We start from the raw sequence: 14,241 nt of genomic DNA on the forward strand, positions 1-14,241 counted from the left end.
TGAAGCCTGCACTGAATTTCCTACGTTCTTTTTTCATTTTTACAACTGCTAAGTTAAACATTTAAGCAGCTGTCCAATATTTGGGGAGTACTATAATGTTTGACTACAGACCGTGTTGATATGGTGTGTGGTACATCAACAGGGGGATTAATAGCATTAGCTATAAGCCTCGGGATACCTGCGACAAAAATTTGTGATTTTTACATCGAAAAAGGAAAAGAAATCTTTCCTCCCCACAGATTAAAAATTCCATTACTTGGGTATATAGATTTGTTTTCTCTAAAGCAAGCTTTATTTTGGGGGAAATATTCCGGACGAGGCCTAAGGAAATCTTTGAGTGATATATTTGAAGATAAACGAATTGGAGATTCGAGAAATCTTTTATGTATCCCAAGCTATTCTGTGACTAAAGCGCGTCCCCGAGTCTTTAAGTACGACCATAGAGAGGGTAGGCTGAGTACGGACAATTCTTTGCTAATGAGAGATGTCGCCTTGGCAACATCTGCGGCACCAACCTATTTACCGTTGGCCGAGATAGCTGATCTATCAAAGGAACAGTTTGTAGATGGCGGTGTTTGGGCCAATAACCCAACGTTAGTTGGTTTGCTCGAAGCACTAACGTGCTTTGTTGGAAAGGGTAAAGAATACGGTTCGGTTCAGATGTTATCCATTAGTAGCCTTTCTATGACCGAAGGTCGAGAAACAGGGTTGAGGAAGAGAAGGTCTTTTATGGGGTGGAAGTCTGCTTTGTTTAATACAACGTTAAGTGGTCAAGCTTTTTTCACTGAGTTTTTCATGAACAAAATAGGAGAAATAGGAGATGTAAATATTGATTACTTAAGAATACCTAGTGATAGTCTGTCGAGAGAACACGAAAGCCTAATTGATCTAGATGTTGCGAATGAAAAGGCGTATAACCTTATGCAAATTAAGGCAGCATATCAAGCTGCCATCTTTGAGAAACAGGAAAAAGTTATAGATTTTTTTACTACACCAAAAACTTATATTATTTAATTATGGCAGATTTACATTCAACATTTTTGGAGTTTGATGATATTATCAAACTTAGTTCAGACAAGAAAAAATCACTAAGAACTTCTCGAAATTCTATTCGGGAGGATATTCGAGATTATTTTGATGAAAATCGAGATAAACACACGGTTAGCTTTAAGGGGCAAGGCTCTTTTCTAATGAACACTACAATTGAACCACTGTCAGGCGAATACGATGTGGATGATGGCGTGTACATATTTGGTAAAGAGGAAGACAAGCCGACCGTGCAAACTGCTCACAATTGGATTTACAATGCGGTGAAAGATAGGACAAGCTCTGAGCCATTAGATAAAAACACCTGTGTTCGGGTCATCTATAAAAAAGATTACCACGTCGACCTACCTATTTATTACAAGACGGATAAATCCGATGACCAGTTTATCTTAGATGATGAGGTTCCATTATTGGCTCACAAAAGTAAAGGGTGGGTAGAGAGTGATCCTTACGCTTTCAAAAAGTGGTTTGATGATCAAGCCAAAAGCAGGCCCCAATTAAAACGTATTGTGAGGTATTTAAAGGCGTGGTCGAATAAAAAGCAAGAAGATAATAGTTTATTGCGGTTTCCTAGCGGTATGGTATTTACAATCCTTGCCTCGGAAAACTACGTTTCAAACGGACGGGATGATAAGGCGCTGCTTGGAACTTTAAAAGCTATACAGCAGAGTATTGATGATATAAAGTTTTTATCTGCGAACTATTCATGCTATCGTCCGACGGTCGATATGTATGAAAATTTGCTAGACAAATATTCTTCCCAAGGTACTAAATCAAGTTTTCTAAATGCACTTGATAGCTTTATAAAGTCGGGAGAGCAGGCCGTTGAATTGGAATCAAAAAAAGATGCTTGTGCCAAATGGCAAAAGCATTTGGGAGATAGATTTCCGTGTTCTAATGTCAAGGATAACAATGCTGAATCGTCGGCAAAAGTTTTTGCATCACCTGACATCATAAAACGCGATAATAAATCTGCTTAATGGTAGACAAGATATTTGAGGTAATAGCGAAGACTGAAAATTGCGAAGTTGTAGACGATGTTAACTCCTTGAGGAATAAATGCCTTAAGGAGTTTGATCATGTGATTATTGTTGATACTGAGGTAACTCTTGGTGGTAAGCTTAGAGAAATAAAACTATATATTGCTTTACCATTTAATCTGCAAGTAAATTTACCAAAGATTTTTATTGACGAAGAATCATATGCGCCTATCAAATATATCCCGCATGTAAATAGTGATCTTAGTATCTGCATACAGGATGAGTCCGAAAACTATTACTATTCCCTTTCTGATCTTCCTACTATTGTATTGGACTTTGTTAGGCGAGCAAAGGAAATAATCAGAATTAAGGATGATGCCGAGGAAATGCGAGTTGAGTTTGAAAGAGAGTTTCAGGCTTATTGGTCCGTCAAATATTCAACGAAGGACGAGATCCTTTTGACGGGATTCTCTTTGATAGATGAAGATTCTAACGAAGAAGTTAAAGCTATTAGGCTGAAATCAAAAATTGGTGTTTATGAGTACGTAATATTCGATAATGATAAACGGTTTGAACCTTTTAAGCGTTATCTGGAAAATCATCAAATTCGTTACACAGATATACCAGTTTTTGAAGTCAATTATGAACAGATTGAACCTCCTTTTGATTTAAGCTATTTCAATTCGGCAAGATACTTAGCAGAAATTGATGCAGTTAAATTGCTTAAAAGTTCTTTGAATCAATCCAAGGGAAACGATTGTCTGTTCATTTTTCGAAATGCTCACAATGAATTTTTTGGGTGGATGTATCCGAAATTTAATATCCTTCCTGCCGGATATAGAAAAAAGAGCAATTGGGAAAGGCTAAATTTAAATCCTGCTAAGAACTTTTCTGTGAAAAGGATTGCATTCTCAAATTTAACTCAGGAGAGACTATATAGGAGAACTGCTGGAGAACTACCAGAAATAGTTCGTTCCGTTAACGTGATTGGTTTGGGGAGCGTTGGTTCAAACTTGTTACATTTCCTGTCAAAAGCCCAAATAGGAGAATATCATTTGGTAGATAATGATGTTTTTAAGGTCGAAAATGTTTTAAGACACAATTTTAGCTTTAGTTGTATTTCACACTATAAGACCGCCGTGGCAAAGAGATATTTACTCGACGCTAATCCCTTTATTGCAGTGTCTACACACGAGAAAGACATCACCAAATTGTTGATCGAAGACCCTGCGTTTTTTGAAAGATCAGACTACTCGTTTGTGATTATTGGTGTGAGAAGGACAGAAGAGTATGTCTTAGATTATTTGATTGAACATAGTTCACAAAAGCCGATTTTTATAATTTGGGTTGAACCGTATTTGGCTAGTGGTCAAATGATGTATATCACACCAGATAAATTTACGGAAGCAAAAGTTTTATTGAACAAATATCCATTCCGTGTAATAGAAAATGGTGATGATTTGTTTTTGAAAGAAGGTTCTTGTCAGTCAGGTTACTATCCTTATTCAGAAACCTACCTGACCATGTTTTTAAGCCGAATCTTTCCTGAAATTTATAATATTATTGTCAAAGGTGAGAATGCTGACTCAAAAATGTTCAGTTGGATAGGAGATATTGATTTTATTTTATCTAAAGGAGTGAATATATCGCATGGATTTTGTGGCGATCCTTATTCTTTAAAAATTACGCCCTTTTAGCATATGCTTCAAGCAATTGAATTAGATTATGTTGGTTGCAAAATAGTTATTACTGAAGAAGTTTTGATGAAAATGATCCGTTATATTCAGATTGGGTTCAAAGATCCGGAATCTGGAGGTGTTTTGACGGGGATCATATATGATGGCGAAATACGAGTTACAGGTTGTTCGGTACCGACAAGATATGATAAGCGAAACAGGTATAATTTTATTAGGTCTGCAAAAAGCGCTCAGACGTTCATTAATACGAGATTTGCTATTAGTGAGGGGATAGAGGTATATTTGGGCGAGTGGCATACGCATCCGGAGGATCACCCTACGCCATCTGGAATTGACATTGCTGATTTTAAGAAGACGATCCAAGTCAGCAGAATTAACTCCGAAACAACTTTAATGATGATAGTAGGGAGGAAGGGATTTTACATCGGAGTTTACAAGTATACAATTCTTATTCAACAGTATTCTCGACCAATTCTGAATATTACGAAATGAAACAGCCAAAAAGTGAAATTATCGTAAATGTTTTTCTCTTGGCTTTGGTCCTATTTATCATTGCCTTTTTTCTTTTTTACGACAAGTACAATTTATTCCGATTCCCCTTCGATGCAAATGTATGGGGTACAGCATCCGATTGGGTAATGATATTTGTGACAGCAATAACAGCTTATTACTTGTATCAGTCGTTGAAATCTCAACGTGAGATCCAGTTAATGCAGCAGAAAGTCACGAAGATTGAAGAATACGACTATTTAATGAAGATTAAGCCCAACTTTAAGATTTCAATTGATAGAAGTACAATAAAACCAAAAAATTTGAGCGGGCCTCAAATTGTTAATTGTTTGGCAATTTTGGAAGCTGAAAATCATACGGCTATCAACGTGAAAGTTCTTATCAGAACATATATAAACAATGAATTGCAAGCGGAATATGACGAATCATTTGACCGTTATGAACCAAAATATGGAAATGTCTTAAAGATTGACCAATTTGAAGTCAAGCGAGACGGTAGTGACAAGTTTCACATAACATACAACATCACATATGATGACATCGAAGGAAACTCCTATAAGAAAAGGATAAAGGTTAAAAATAAAGCTCTTAGTCTATCGCTTGTCGATTATCCCGCGGAACGGTTATAGTCATTTCACACTAAAGAGTTTAGGAGCGTGTTATTTCCATGATTTTTGCTAACTTTGAAGTACATAATAATAGCGTTATGGCCACAGTGATTGAAAATGAAATGCTTAACTACTTCACTCAGCTTGATGAGTCGGAGAAGAAGTCTGTCGTTCCAGATGCTCAAAACGTTCATCAATAATAGGAAACAGGATAAGTCGGTCAGCATCGAAGAATATAGCCAGGAGCTATTGGATGCCGAGGCCGAGTTTGAGCGTGGCGAGTACACATGAACAATTCTGAAATCCATCAAGGCATGGTAGCAGGGCAGTTCCGCATTGTTTGGTCTGGCAAGCTCGTAGTATTAAAAGGGAAAGAAAAAGGTCGAAAAGAATGTTTCGAACGTCCATTAACAAAACAAACATGAAATAGCCATTGCATTAACTTTGTACCAATTAACTAACGATATCAACGCCTAACAAACCCATCTTCTTAATGAGCAAAACCTTTAACTTATACTGTGACGAAAGTTGCCATTTGGAAAACGACGGTATGCCATATATGCTGATTGCATACGTAAGTTCGGCGTACAATCAAGTCAAACTGCACCAAGCCAATATCAGAGCGCTTCGCGAAAAGCATAAGTGCTTTGGCGAGATTAAGTGGACAAAGGTATCTAAGTCGCAGGCGCAATTTTATCTGGAGGTGGTAGAATACTTCTTTTCAAGTGACCTGCAATTCAGAGCCATCGTCGTGGCTAAGGAAAAAGTCAGCACTGATAACTTTGATGACTTCTATTACAAGATGTACTATCAGTTGCTGCATCACAAAATAAACATGGATTATAATTACAATGTATATTTGGACATCAAAGATACATTGAGCGCATGGAAGGTAAAGCGGCTCAAAGAAATTTTAAATCTCAAATACAGCAGTATTTGTACAGTGCAAAATATCCGATCTCATGAGAGTGTACTCATGCAGTTGACGGATTTATTGATGGGAGCTATCGGTTACTATTTACGTGGGGATGATAAGGTCATAGCAAAAAATAATATTATCGAAAAAATCTCCGCGCATGCGAAATTCCCTTTGGATAGGAGTACACCAAAAAGTTCCGATAAGTTCAATCTATTTTTCATCGACCTTCAATAAGCCATGCCTTCAAATCTGCTAAAAATATACAATCAATTATTAGAGCTGCTATATACTTCCCATCGGGATAACATCCAATCTATCCGAAAGGTGTTTGATAGGGATTTTGCCGTTTTCCCTTTCCATTTTCGCCAGTATCCGATTCATCCTACGCCTGCTGATGATGAGGATACGATGGATCGGGTGTTCAGGCATCTCACCACTGTTATTGTAGACCAAGCGATAAAGAAACGTGAATTTGAAACCGCTCGTTCCATCCGGATTCACTGGGTGAGACATCATTTGGAAGAGCGCAGGCAGGATGTAATCCGGGTGTTCACCGTGCTCAATGAAAATAGGGTATATGTATTGGATGTGTCAGAACGATACGTGGTGGTGTTAGAACCATTGCGGAAGTTCCAAGCCTTTTTTCTACTTACCGCATACCATTTGGAAGATAGCCGCTACCGCAGCCTAATGAATAAATGCAAAAAAAGAGGGGAAGAAGGAGTTGTGGTATGGTAAAGCAGAAAACGCCAGTCATCTGGGACAGGCGTTTTCCGAATTCCTTCTTCCGAGTGGAAAGATGAATCTCGCTGCAAAGGTAGGAATAATTTGTTTGTAATACAAACAAATGACCAGCAATAAATTAGAGGAAACTAATCAAAAACAATGTAAGTATCACCGAAACTCAGTGAATAATGGAAATCTTGGAAGAAGACATCGACTTTAAATTAATAGACTGGAAGCAGTTTGAAGAACTATGCTTTGACCTGTTGATGAAATGCCAATTCCATTCATTGGTTTGGAGGCAAGGAGGGGCTGATAGTGGTCGGGATATAGAGTGCGTTCACCCAACGTCAAATCCGCTAATCGGTCCTTATGATGAAAAATGGTTTGTGGAATGTAAGCATCATACTGCAGGCGTATCCGTAAATGACATAGCCGATAAAGTTGCTTGGGCAGAGGCAGAAAAGGGAGTTGAACATTTTATGTTGATCACATCCTCTTATGTTACTGTCCCGGCAAGAGAATGGTTGTATAAGAAGCAGGAGTCAACTTCCAGACTGAAGATTCATTGGATAGAAGGAAAGCAATTGACAAAACAGCTTTTGTCGTTTCCTGATGTTGTTCTTAGGTATTTCGTAGACGACTATACCAAACTTGTAAAAGAGCTGTATAGACAATGGGTTTTTCATGATATTTTGCCAGAACCAAAAGCTTTGTATAAATTATATAAGGACTTTGACGCGAGAAAGCTCAACTATCATGAATTAGCATTTTTATGGCATGCCGTATCAAGTTCGGAAGAGGGAATTGTGGCATATTGCGAAGATGGGCAGCTAGAGGTTTTCTCTTGTGAATTCCTGATATCTGCCATGAAGGAAGCCGTGAACTTTGACTATCCGGTGATTTCAGAAGAAGAACAGATTTCTTCCAGACTATACACCGATTTAGGTAGCTATGTTTCGCACTCGACAAGAAATGATTTTTTAGAAGCATTTTATCACGAGGAAATAGGTGAAGATAGGAAAATTCAGATTTATATAAAGCGTGAGTTTCGAAGTATAGCCGTTAGAATAGGTATAAGTGATTAATATTTGATATGAACATTTCGCTAATAGTTTTTATTTCAGTTTTATTGGTTGTGGCGGTAATATTGTCCATTGGTGTTCTAATTGACAATCGAACCGGCAGAGCCCCAAAAGAAAAAGGTACTCGAAAGTATAGTAGTTTTGATACACAGGTTTTATTGCTGCTTTCGACGGCAGTTGTCTTGCTCATTTTTGCTTTCTTATCACCTTTAATCTTCTCAGAAACTTGGGGCTGGCAACCAATCGATTACGATTCTTCTGGGGTAATTGGAGATACGATTGGAGGATTAATGAATCCATTCATAGCGATTGCTGCGGTAATTGTGACAGGACTTGCGTTTTACATGCAATACCAAGCAAATCAACAAATCCGTGAGCAGTTTAAGATTCAACAATTCGAATCTCAGTTTTATGAGATGCTGAGGCTACATAAACAAAATGTCGATGAGATTGAGTTAATAGTGTATGATGAAGGGGTGAAAAAAACGGAGAAGCCATCAACAGCAAGGACAGGGGGTCCAGAAATAGACAGCCCTTATGTTCGAAGTTTTATAGATCCGCGGATCGTTAAAGGAAGAAAAGTCTTTATCTATTATGTCCAAGAGTTTCATGTCCTACTTGATTGCGTAGGTAAATCAGAACTTCAGCGCATAAACAAGGAAAGCTTTTCAGAGGCTTATCATGTTTTTTTTGGAGGCTTGGATAAATTTCCTCACCAAAATGACTTGTTTTCAGAAACACTAAGGAATTCCGTTGAAAAAGAGGTTCGTATGATTAAAGAAGATGACCTAAAAAATCATAAATACTTGCATACCTATTTTGATTTGTTTAGGGGCCATATTGAATATTTGGGTCATTACTACAGGCATCTATATATGACAGTGAAATATGTGGTAGAAAGTTTTGAAAAAAATGATGTATTGAAATCTCGAAAAGAATGCTTAAAATATCTAAAAATATTAAGGGCTCAATTATCCAATGCGGAGCAGATCATGCTTTTTTACAATTGGGTGGCAGGAGGAGGAAGCGGTTACGGCGCTAAATGGGAAAAGGGAGATAAAAGGAAGTATTTTTCGAAATATTTGATGCTTCATAATCTCCATTTCGGGATGCTATTCGGGGGGCCCAATCATTTCATAAAACAGGAAGTTAATGAAATATATAGAAGAGCTGAGAATAAGGATAAGCTATTCGAATTAGATGTTGATGGGTATTTAGAGGGCTTTGAAGAACAAAATGCGTAAAGCAATTTATCATTTTATGGAATTACAAAAGTTATTAGAGTTAGGATGTGGTATATATTCTAAACCAATTTACCCAAAGCGTCAAAACCTTATTTGCGCTCATAAAACGGCATTTGATAATATTTTGAAGCAAGAAAACACAATCAGTGAGATACGTAGATTGGGTATCAATGAATGTGAGTTGTTTGCATATCTATTTTTAATAGGCTTTGGTAGTCATGAAATACAAAACCCCTTACGTTGTCAAACAAAACCGAACAAATTTATTGAAAACATTATACTACATTTAGATAATTTTTTGTTGAAATGCGAAAGAACGAATTCGGAGGTGCTTTACAGACAAGATGATTATTCAGATGTAGCTCATTACAAGGAAGAACAATTAGTTTCGTTTAATAATTATTTTGTTGCTTCGCTAGATGATTTTGATAATTCTTTAAATATTATTTGGGTGGTCACACCAAGATTGGAAAATACTAAAGGTCGAGTGGGATACAAAATATATGATCATGGTGATGAGAAGCAAATAACATTTGAGAGAGGAGCAAGATTTGTGATAAATCGAATGGAAAAGCCTGATAATATGACTTATATCTACTGCAATGAGATCGAATAGAAGATTTGAATCTTGTCCCAAACCCCAAATTTTCCCATCTTTATCCTATGAATACTAAATTACCCGTATCATTACCAGAACACAAACTCCGAGAAATCGAAGCCATCAAACAGGTCATCGTTGATTTTGTTGACCCCGATAAGATTATTTTATACGGCAGCTATGCAAAGGGTAAGTATGTAGAACATGTATATATCAAGGACGGGATTAGACATTTTTATATAAGTGACTACGATTTAGTAATTATCGCCGAAAACTTTACTGTCAAACCGTACGAGTTAGCTGATGAGTTGGAAAAGCGTATAGGTTCCCGCCCAGACGTCAATTTCTTCATGTATAAGTCTGCTCATTTCAACGAGAAGTTAAAAAATGGGCATCACTTTTACGTGCCTGTTTATAATGAAGGGGTTTTACTGTATGATGCCAAGCAGACAGAATTGGTGACGCCTGGGCCGATTGATATTAATCAAATCAGAGCCAATTCGTTAGAGTATTTCGATTTTTGGATCGATCATGCCGAACGCTTCTATAAACACGCCTTGATTGAATTTGACGATGTTATAGCCAATAAATCAAGGTCAAATTTAGCCGTATGGTTTTCGTTTCAATCTATAGAATCGATTTATAGTGCGTTACTTTTAATATTTATGGGCGAAAAGCCGAAACATCACAACTTAATCAGGTATAGGCGTTCCGTGCAAAGTATATCGACGGATTTGAATAAGATATTCCCTGATGTTAAGGACAGTTACGAGCGAAATCTGTTTGATTTGCTTAATCGGGCTTATATCGGTGCAAAATATAAAATAGACTACGAAGCCCCAGAGAGGGATGTTCAAGAACTCTTAAAACGCGTGGAGAAAATGATCGCTGTGGCTAAACAGGTTTGTATGGAAAGGATAGAAAGTTACAAATAAGATAGCGAATTAAAAATTTTAATCATAATCGAAAGTAACCAGATCAACCAAAGATACCCCCAACGCATCAGCCAGAGCCTTTAACGTTACAATCGACGGTGCAGACTCACCTTTCTCAATCCGGTGGATTTGACTATGGTCAACCTCGGACAATTGATCAAGCCGCCGCAAACTGATCTTTTCACCAGTTCTGACTTTTTTTCCCTCACGAATAGCTTTGAAATGAGCTCCAAAAGCCTTTAAGAATTTATTGTCCCCAATGGCCATTCGCAAAAAGAGTATTAAAATCAAAAAATATTGTAGGATTATTTCCGTGCATTGATAAGTTTTACTATATTTGGCCCATTACAATTATTGCTTGAATACTTACCTCATTCTTGAGCCTGAAAAACACCGAAAATGAGGAAATATGAAAGCAACAGCTTCGATAAGATACATAAGTGCAGGCTCCCTTTTATCATTATGGGACGGTTTTTCAGTGCTCAGAAATGAGAGAAAGGGACCTGCATCTTATTCTTATAACAACGGTGCATCGCGCATTTGCCGTGGCCTCACCGCTTCTGAAATGCTGTACCCCCTAAAGCCTAAAAATCCCATTTAATATGTTGATATTGGTTCTTTTTTTAATTTTTAGATAAATCACCTAATAATATCAACAATTAATGAAGCAAATTTTACGCTTAAGGGATAGCTATGCCCTTATCAACCCAAAACTAAAAAAAATTGGAATACAATACATCAGCCTCTTAGCTGTAATGATTACTATGTGTGCAGAAGCCCGCGCACAGCGCCCGGAGCCCTCCGGGCCTGTGCTGTCGGGCATTGTAGCCGATACCGCTGGCCAACCGATACCAGGGGCCACCATTGCGGTCAAAAATAGCGCTGCAAAAGCCATCAGCGGCCGCGATGGCGGCTTCGCCTTTCGGGCGCCCCAGCAAAGTGGTACACTCATTGTCTCCTACCTCGGCCACCAAACCATCGAAGAAAAATTTGGCGATGGCAACACTGGCCCGTACCGCTTTACGCTCGTTCCGGGCGAAAACCAGTTGGAAGAGGTGGAGGTGAGCACGGGATACCAGACCATCCCGAAAGAACGGGCCACGGGGAGTTTTGTGCAGGTAGACAATAAATTATTGAATAGAAGCGTGGGCGCAAACATCCTGGATAGGCTTGAGGGGGTGAGCAGCGGCGTGCTGTTTGATAGGCGTGCCGGCTTGTCCGACATCAGGGTACGGGGAATCAGCACCATCTTCTCGGAGGCCCAACCACTGGTCGTCCTTGATAATTTCCCTTATGAGGGCGACCTCTCCACCATTAACCCAAACGATGTGGAAAGCATATCCATCCTGCGTGACGCCGCAGCTGCGTCCATCTGGGGTATAAGGGCAGGCAATGGTGTCATCGTGATTACCAGTAAATCTGCCGCGAAGCAAAAGCAGCAAAAGATAGAGGTTTCGGCAAACGCCACGATAGGTGAGAAGCCGGATCTACTGTACACAAAGCAGATTGCGGCTGCCGATTATATCGAAATAGAACGCTTTCTGTATGAACGTGGTTATTACCGCGGCACACTCTCAAACCCTTATGCCAATGTTTCGCCCGTAGTGGAAGCATTGTGGTTGAATGAGGCCGGTACAGTTTCGGATAGTCAATTATCGGCGCTATTGGCCGAGTTCTCCGAATACGACGTAAGAGACGATATGCGCCGATACCTATATAGGCCGAGTATCAATCAGCAGTACAATCTAAACGTATCCGGCGACAACGGGAAAAGCGCCTATATCTGGTCGGCTGGCTTCGACAACAGGCAGCATAGCGTCAATACGTCGTCCGACCGCCGCTTTACCTTGAGGGCGGCCCATGATTTCCATTTCTTTGATCGCAAGCTTACGCTGCGGTCGAACACTTCTTTCGCCAAACTGCTTTCGGAGGGCAACGCCAATGGCTTCATGCCGGTAACACCTTACCAGATGCTGGCGGACGAAACGGGCAATCCGCTCAGTGTGCAGAACAGCTCTACACTCCGGGCATCGTACGTCGATACTGCCGGAAACGGGAGGCTGTTGGACTGGAGGTACTATCCGCTCAAGGAGAACAGACCCCGCGAAGGCAATGATCTCAATTTTACACAACAGGTGACTGCGCTATTCAGGCCGGTGGAAGCATTGCAGGTCCACTTGCATTACCTCTATCAGCAAGGGGTAGGGGAAACGCAGATACTGAATGATACCTCATCATTCTTTACGCGCGATCTGATTAACCGATATACCCAAATTCAGGGTGACGGCACCGTGGTTTATCCAGTTCCGCTCGGTGACATACGCGATAACCAAACAAGTAGGTACAGCGCACACAGCGGTAGGCTACAGGTGTCATACGGCAAGCGATTGGGGCTTAAGCACCGCGTGGATGCGTTGGCGGGTATGGAGGTAAATACCCACGATGCGGAAAATGCCAGCCATCGGCTGTACGGATACAATCCCGAGACGAGAGTCAACGCAAATGCGCTGATGGATTTCGTGACGCAGTTTCCGCAGTATTTCAACCAGGCCTCGACGGTGCGAATCCCTGCATCGGCATCGGGAAGGTCCAACAGCGACCGGGCAAGGTCATACTTTGCCAATGCCTCCTACAACTATGCTGGCCGTTATACATTGAGCGGCAGCGTAAGGCGTGATGAATCCAATATATTCGGTGTGAAAACAAACCTCAAAGGGGTACCGCTCTGGTCCGTTGGCACCGCATGGATGGTACATGAGGAATCATTTTTCCGGATCGGCTGGGTGGATTTGCTGAAATTGCGCGCAACCTATGGATACAACGGTAATGTAAACAAATCGACGACGGCTTTCCTCACGGCCCGCGCAGCGCTCACGCCGTATAATCCGTGGGGGCTGTATAATACCCGCGTCATGAACCCGCCCAACCCGTCACTGTCGTGGGAACGCGTGGGTAATCTGAATTTTGGAATTGACTATGGCCTGTTTGATAACCGGATAACGGGAAGTCTGGAATACTTCGTGAAACGCGCGGCCTCGCTGATAGGCGACAGCCCGATCGCTCCCCAAACGGGCGTGAGCGAATTCAGGGGGAATTCCGCAAACATGGAGACAACAGGATGGGATCTATCGATTACGTCCCTCAACATTAGGGGGGCCTTTTCTTGGACAAGCAATGTGCTGGTGAGCACGGCTCGCGATAAAGTGACCCGTTATCTCGGTAAGCAGTCCTCCAACCGCAATATCGTAGCTTCGAATTACATGAGCCCGCTGGAAGGCTATCCATTGAACGCGGCGTTTAGCTTCCCTTTCTACGGATTGGATGCATCCGGCAATCCCAAGGCAATGCCAGATGGTGAAGACGTGCTCGGCTACAATGCCATGCTGAATGCCAACGATCCCGGATTAATCCGCTACCATGGATCTTTTTCGCCCAGGATGTACGGCGCTTTCCGCAATGATTTGAGTTGGAAACGGTTTGGTTTGTCGTTCAATATCTTGTTCAAGCTGAATTATTTCATGCGTAACACGGCTCTGTTTGACGGTTCTTCCAGTTACCTTTCCATGTCGGCGGTGGATTATCAGAACCGATGGAAGCAACCCGGCGATGAAAACCATACGAATGTGCCTTCGTTGGTCTACCCCTCCAACGGTTCAAGGGCCGTGTTCTATACCAATTCGGATATCCACATCTACCGGGCCGACCATATTCGGCTGCAGGATATCCGTGCTCACTATGAACTGAAATCCTTCACCGTATTCTGCATGGTCAACAACGTCGGCATACTTTGGCGGGCAAACCCGTTAGGTATCGACCCGGATGTGGGCAATGCAACGTATCCGGCCATAAGGAGCGTGGCTTTCGGATTGAATGTCAGACTATAAATTGTGCAGCA

At 40.7% G+C, this 14,241-nt stretch carries 15 protein-coding genes; 14 read left to right on the top strand and 1 reads right to left on the bottom strand.

Annotated features, from left to right (window positions below; all coding sequences use genetic code 11):
- Positions 1-99: 99 nt before the first annotated feature.
- From BMW65_RS11280 to BMW65_RS11330, 13 genes are all read left to right on the top strand, one after another.
- Positions 100-1,014: a CBASS cGAMP-activated phospholipase gene (locus BMW65_RS11280; protein ID WP_143053866.1), complete on the top strand. Its 915-nt coding sequence runs from the start codon at positions 100-102 to the stop codon at positions 1,012-1,014.
- 2 nt (positions 1,015-1,016) lie between these two features.
- Positions 1,017-2,027, top strand: coding sequence for a CBASS cGAMP synthase (locus BMW65_RS11285; RefSeq protein WP_090605468.1), 1,011 nt, complete (start codon positions 1,017-1,019; stop codon positions 2,025-2,027).
- The gene (locus BMW65_RS11290) at positions 2,027-3,724 is read left to right on the top strand and encodes a ThiF family adenylyltransferase (RefSeq protein WP_090605470.1); all 1,698 of its coding nucleotides are present in this window, start codon (positions 2,027-2,029) and stop codon (positions 3,722-3,724) included. Before BMW65_RS11285 ends, BMW65_RS11290 begins: the two co-directional genes overlap by 1 nt.
- A 3-nt stretch (positions 3,725-3,727) precedes the next feature.
- On the top strand, positions 3,728-4,216 hold the full coding sequence (locus tag BMW65_RS11295; protein ID WP_090605471.1) for a Mov34/MPN/PAD-1 family protein: 489 nt from the start codon (positions 3,728-3,730) through the stop codon (positions 4,214-4,216).
- The gene (locus BMW65_RS11300) at positions 4,213-4,863 is read left to right on the top strand and encodes a hypothetical protein (protein WP_090605473.1); all 651 of its coding nucleotides are present in this window, start codon (positions 4,213-4,215) and stop codon (positions 4,861-4,863) included. Before BMW65_RS11295 ends, BMW65_RS11300 begins: the two co-directional genes overlap by 4 nt.
- Before the next feature lie 126 nt (positions 4,864-4,989).
- A complete protein-coding gene (locus BMW65_RS24155; protein WP_177181094.1) occupies positions 4,990-5,133 on the top strand; it encodes a hypothetical protein in 144 nt (47 codons plus the stop codon).
- Positions 5,130-5,267, top strand: a complete 138-nt coding sequence (locus BMW65_RS24160; RefSeq protein WP_177181095.1) for a hypothetical protein — start codon at positions 5,130-5,132, stop codon at positions 5,265-5,267. Before BMW65_RS24155 ends, BMW65_RS24160 begins: the two co-directional genes overlap by 4 nt.
- Before the next feature lie 68 nt (positions 5,268-5,335).
- Entirely contained in the window at positions 5,336-5,995 is a 660-nt protein-coding gene (locus tag BMW65_RS11305) for a DUF3800 domain-containing protein (RefSeq protein WP_090605475.1), read from the top strand.
- A gap of 3 nt (positions 5,996-5,998) precedes the next feature.
- Positions 5,999-6,499: a hypothetical protein gene (locus tag BMW65_RS11310; protein ID WP_090605477.1), complete on the top strand. Its 501-nt coding sequence runs from the start codon at positions 5,999-6,001 to the stop codon at positions 6,497-6,499.
- A 176-nt stretch (positions 6,500-6,675) separates the two neighbouring features.
- Positions 6,676-7,572: a restriction endonuclease gene (locus BMW65_RS11315; protein WP_090605478.1), complete on the top strand. Its 897-nt coding sequence runs from the start codon at positions 6,676-6,678 to the stop codon at positions 7,570-7,572.
- Positions 7,573-7,580: 8 nt separating this feature from the next.
- Positions 7,581-8,813: a putative phage abortive infection protein gene (locus BMW65_RS11320; protein WP_177181096.1), complete on the top strand. Its 1,233-nt coding sequence runs from the start codon at positions 7,581-7,583 to the stop codon at positions 8,811-8,813.
- Positions 8,806-9,429 (top strand): hypothetical protein, encoded by a 624-nt coding sequence (locus tag BMW65_RS11325; RefSeq protein ID WP_090605480.1) that lies wholly within the window; start codon positions 8,806-8,808, stop codon positions 9,427-9,429. The genes BMW65_RS11320 and BMW65_RS11325 overlap by 8 nt, the downstream gene beginning before the upstream one ends.
- A gap of 47 nt (positions 9,430-9,476) precedes the next feature.
- Complete coding sequence (locus BMW65_RS11330) at positions 9,477-10,346, top strand: HEPN domain-containing protein (RefSeq protein ID WP_090605483.1); 870 nt, start codon at positions 9,477-9,479, stop codon at positions 10,344-10,346.
- Positions 10,347-10,364: 18 nt separating this feature from the next.
- On the opposite strand, the gene BMW65_RS11335 is transcribed toward BMW65_RS11330, so the two are convergent.
- On the bottom strand, positions 10,365-10,613 hold the full coding sequence (locus BMW65_RS11335) for a helix-turn-helix domain-containing protein (protein ID WP_090605485.1): 249 nt from the start codon (positions 10,611-10,613) through the stop codon (positions 10,365-10,367).
- Between the two features lie 395 nt (positions 10,614-11,008).
- Here BMW65_RS11335 and BMW65_RS11340 point away from each other — a divergent pair, with 395 nt between their 5' ends.
- The gene (locus tag BMW65_RS11340) at positions 11,009-14,230 is read left to right on the top strand and encodes a SusC/RagA family TonB-linked outer membrane protein (protein WP_090605486.1); all 3,222 of its coding nucleotides are present in this window, start codon (positions 11,009-11,011) and stop codon (positions 14,228-14,230) included.
- Positions 14,231-14,241 lie beyond the last annotated feature (11 nt).

The sequence above is a fragment of the Parapedobacter koreensis genome (genome assembly GCF_900109365.1).
In the GTDB taxonomy this organism is placed as follows: domain Bacteria; phylum Bacteroidota; class Bacteroidia; order Sphingobacteriales; family Sphingobacteriaceae; genus Parapedobacter; species Parapedobacter koreensis.

What these genes read in the sequence shown, in the direction of transcription:
- BMW65_RS11285 (WP_090605468.1), top strand. Translation starts at nt 1,017, where the DNA reads ATGGCAGATTTACATTCAACATTTTTGGAGTTTGATGATATTATCAAA.
- BMW65_RS11290 (WP_090605470.1), top strand. Translation starts at nt 2,027, where the DNA reads ATGGTAGACAAGATATTTGAGGTAATAGCGAAGACTGAAAATTGCGAA.
- BMW65_RS11295 (WP_090605471.1), top strand. Translation starts at nt 3,728, where the DNA reads ATGCTTCAAGCAATTGAATTAGATTATGTTGGTTGCAAAATAGTTATT.
- BMW65_RS11300 (WP_090605473.1), top strand. Translation starts at nt 4,213, where the DNA reads ATGAAACAGCCAAAAAGTGAAATTATCGTAAATGTTTTTCTCTTGGCT.
- BMW65_RS24155 (WP_177181094.1), top strand. Translation starts at nt 4,990, where the DNA reads ATGAGTCGGAGAAGAAGTCTGTCGTTCCAGATGCTCAAAACGTTCATC.
- BMW65_RS24160 (WP_177181095.1), top strand. Translation starts at nt 5,130, where the DNA reads ATGAACAATTCTGAAATCCATCAAGGCATGGTAGCAGGGCAGTTCCGC.
- BMW65_RS11305 (WP_090605475.1), top strand. Translation starts at nt 5,336, where the DNA reads ATGAGCAAAACCTTTAACTTATACTGTGACGAAAGTTGCCATTTGGAA.
- BMW65_RS11310 (WP_090605477.1), top strand. Translation starts at nt 5,999, where the DNA reads ATGCCTTCAAATCTGCTAAAAATATACAATCAATTATTAGAGCTGCTA.
- BMW65_RS11315 (WP_090605478.1), top strand. Translation starts at nt 6,676, where the DNA reads ATGGAAATCTTGGAAGAAGACATCGACTTTAAATTAATAGACTGGAAG.
- BMW65_RS11320 (WP_177181096.1), top strand. Translation starts at nt 7,581, where the DNA reads ATGAACATTTCGCTAATAGTTTTTATTTCAGTTTTATTGGTTGTGGCG.
- BMW65_RS11325 (WP_090605480.1), top strand. Translation starts at nt 8,806, where the DNA reads ATGCGTAAAGCAATTTATCATTTTATGGAATTACAAAAGTTATTAGAG.
- BMW65_RS11330 (WP_090605483.1), top strand. Translation starts at nt 9,477, where the DNA reads ATGAATACTAAATTACCCGTATCATTACCAGAACACAAACTCCGAGAA.
- BMW65_RS11335 (WP_090605485.1), bottom strand. Translation starts at nt 10,613, where the DNA reads ATGGCCATTGGGGACAATAAATTCTTAAAGGCTTTTGGAGCTCATTTC.
- BMW65_RS11340 (WP_090605486.1), top strand. Translation starts at nt 11,009, where the DNA reads ATGAAGCAAATTTTACGCTTAAGGGATAGCTATGCCCTTATCAACCCA.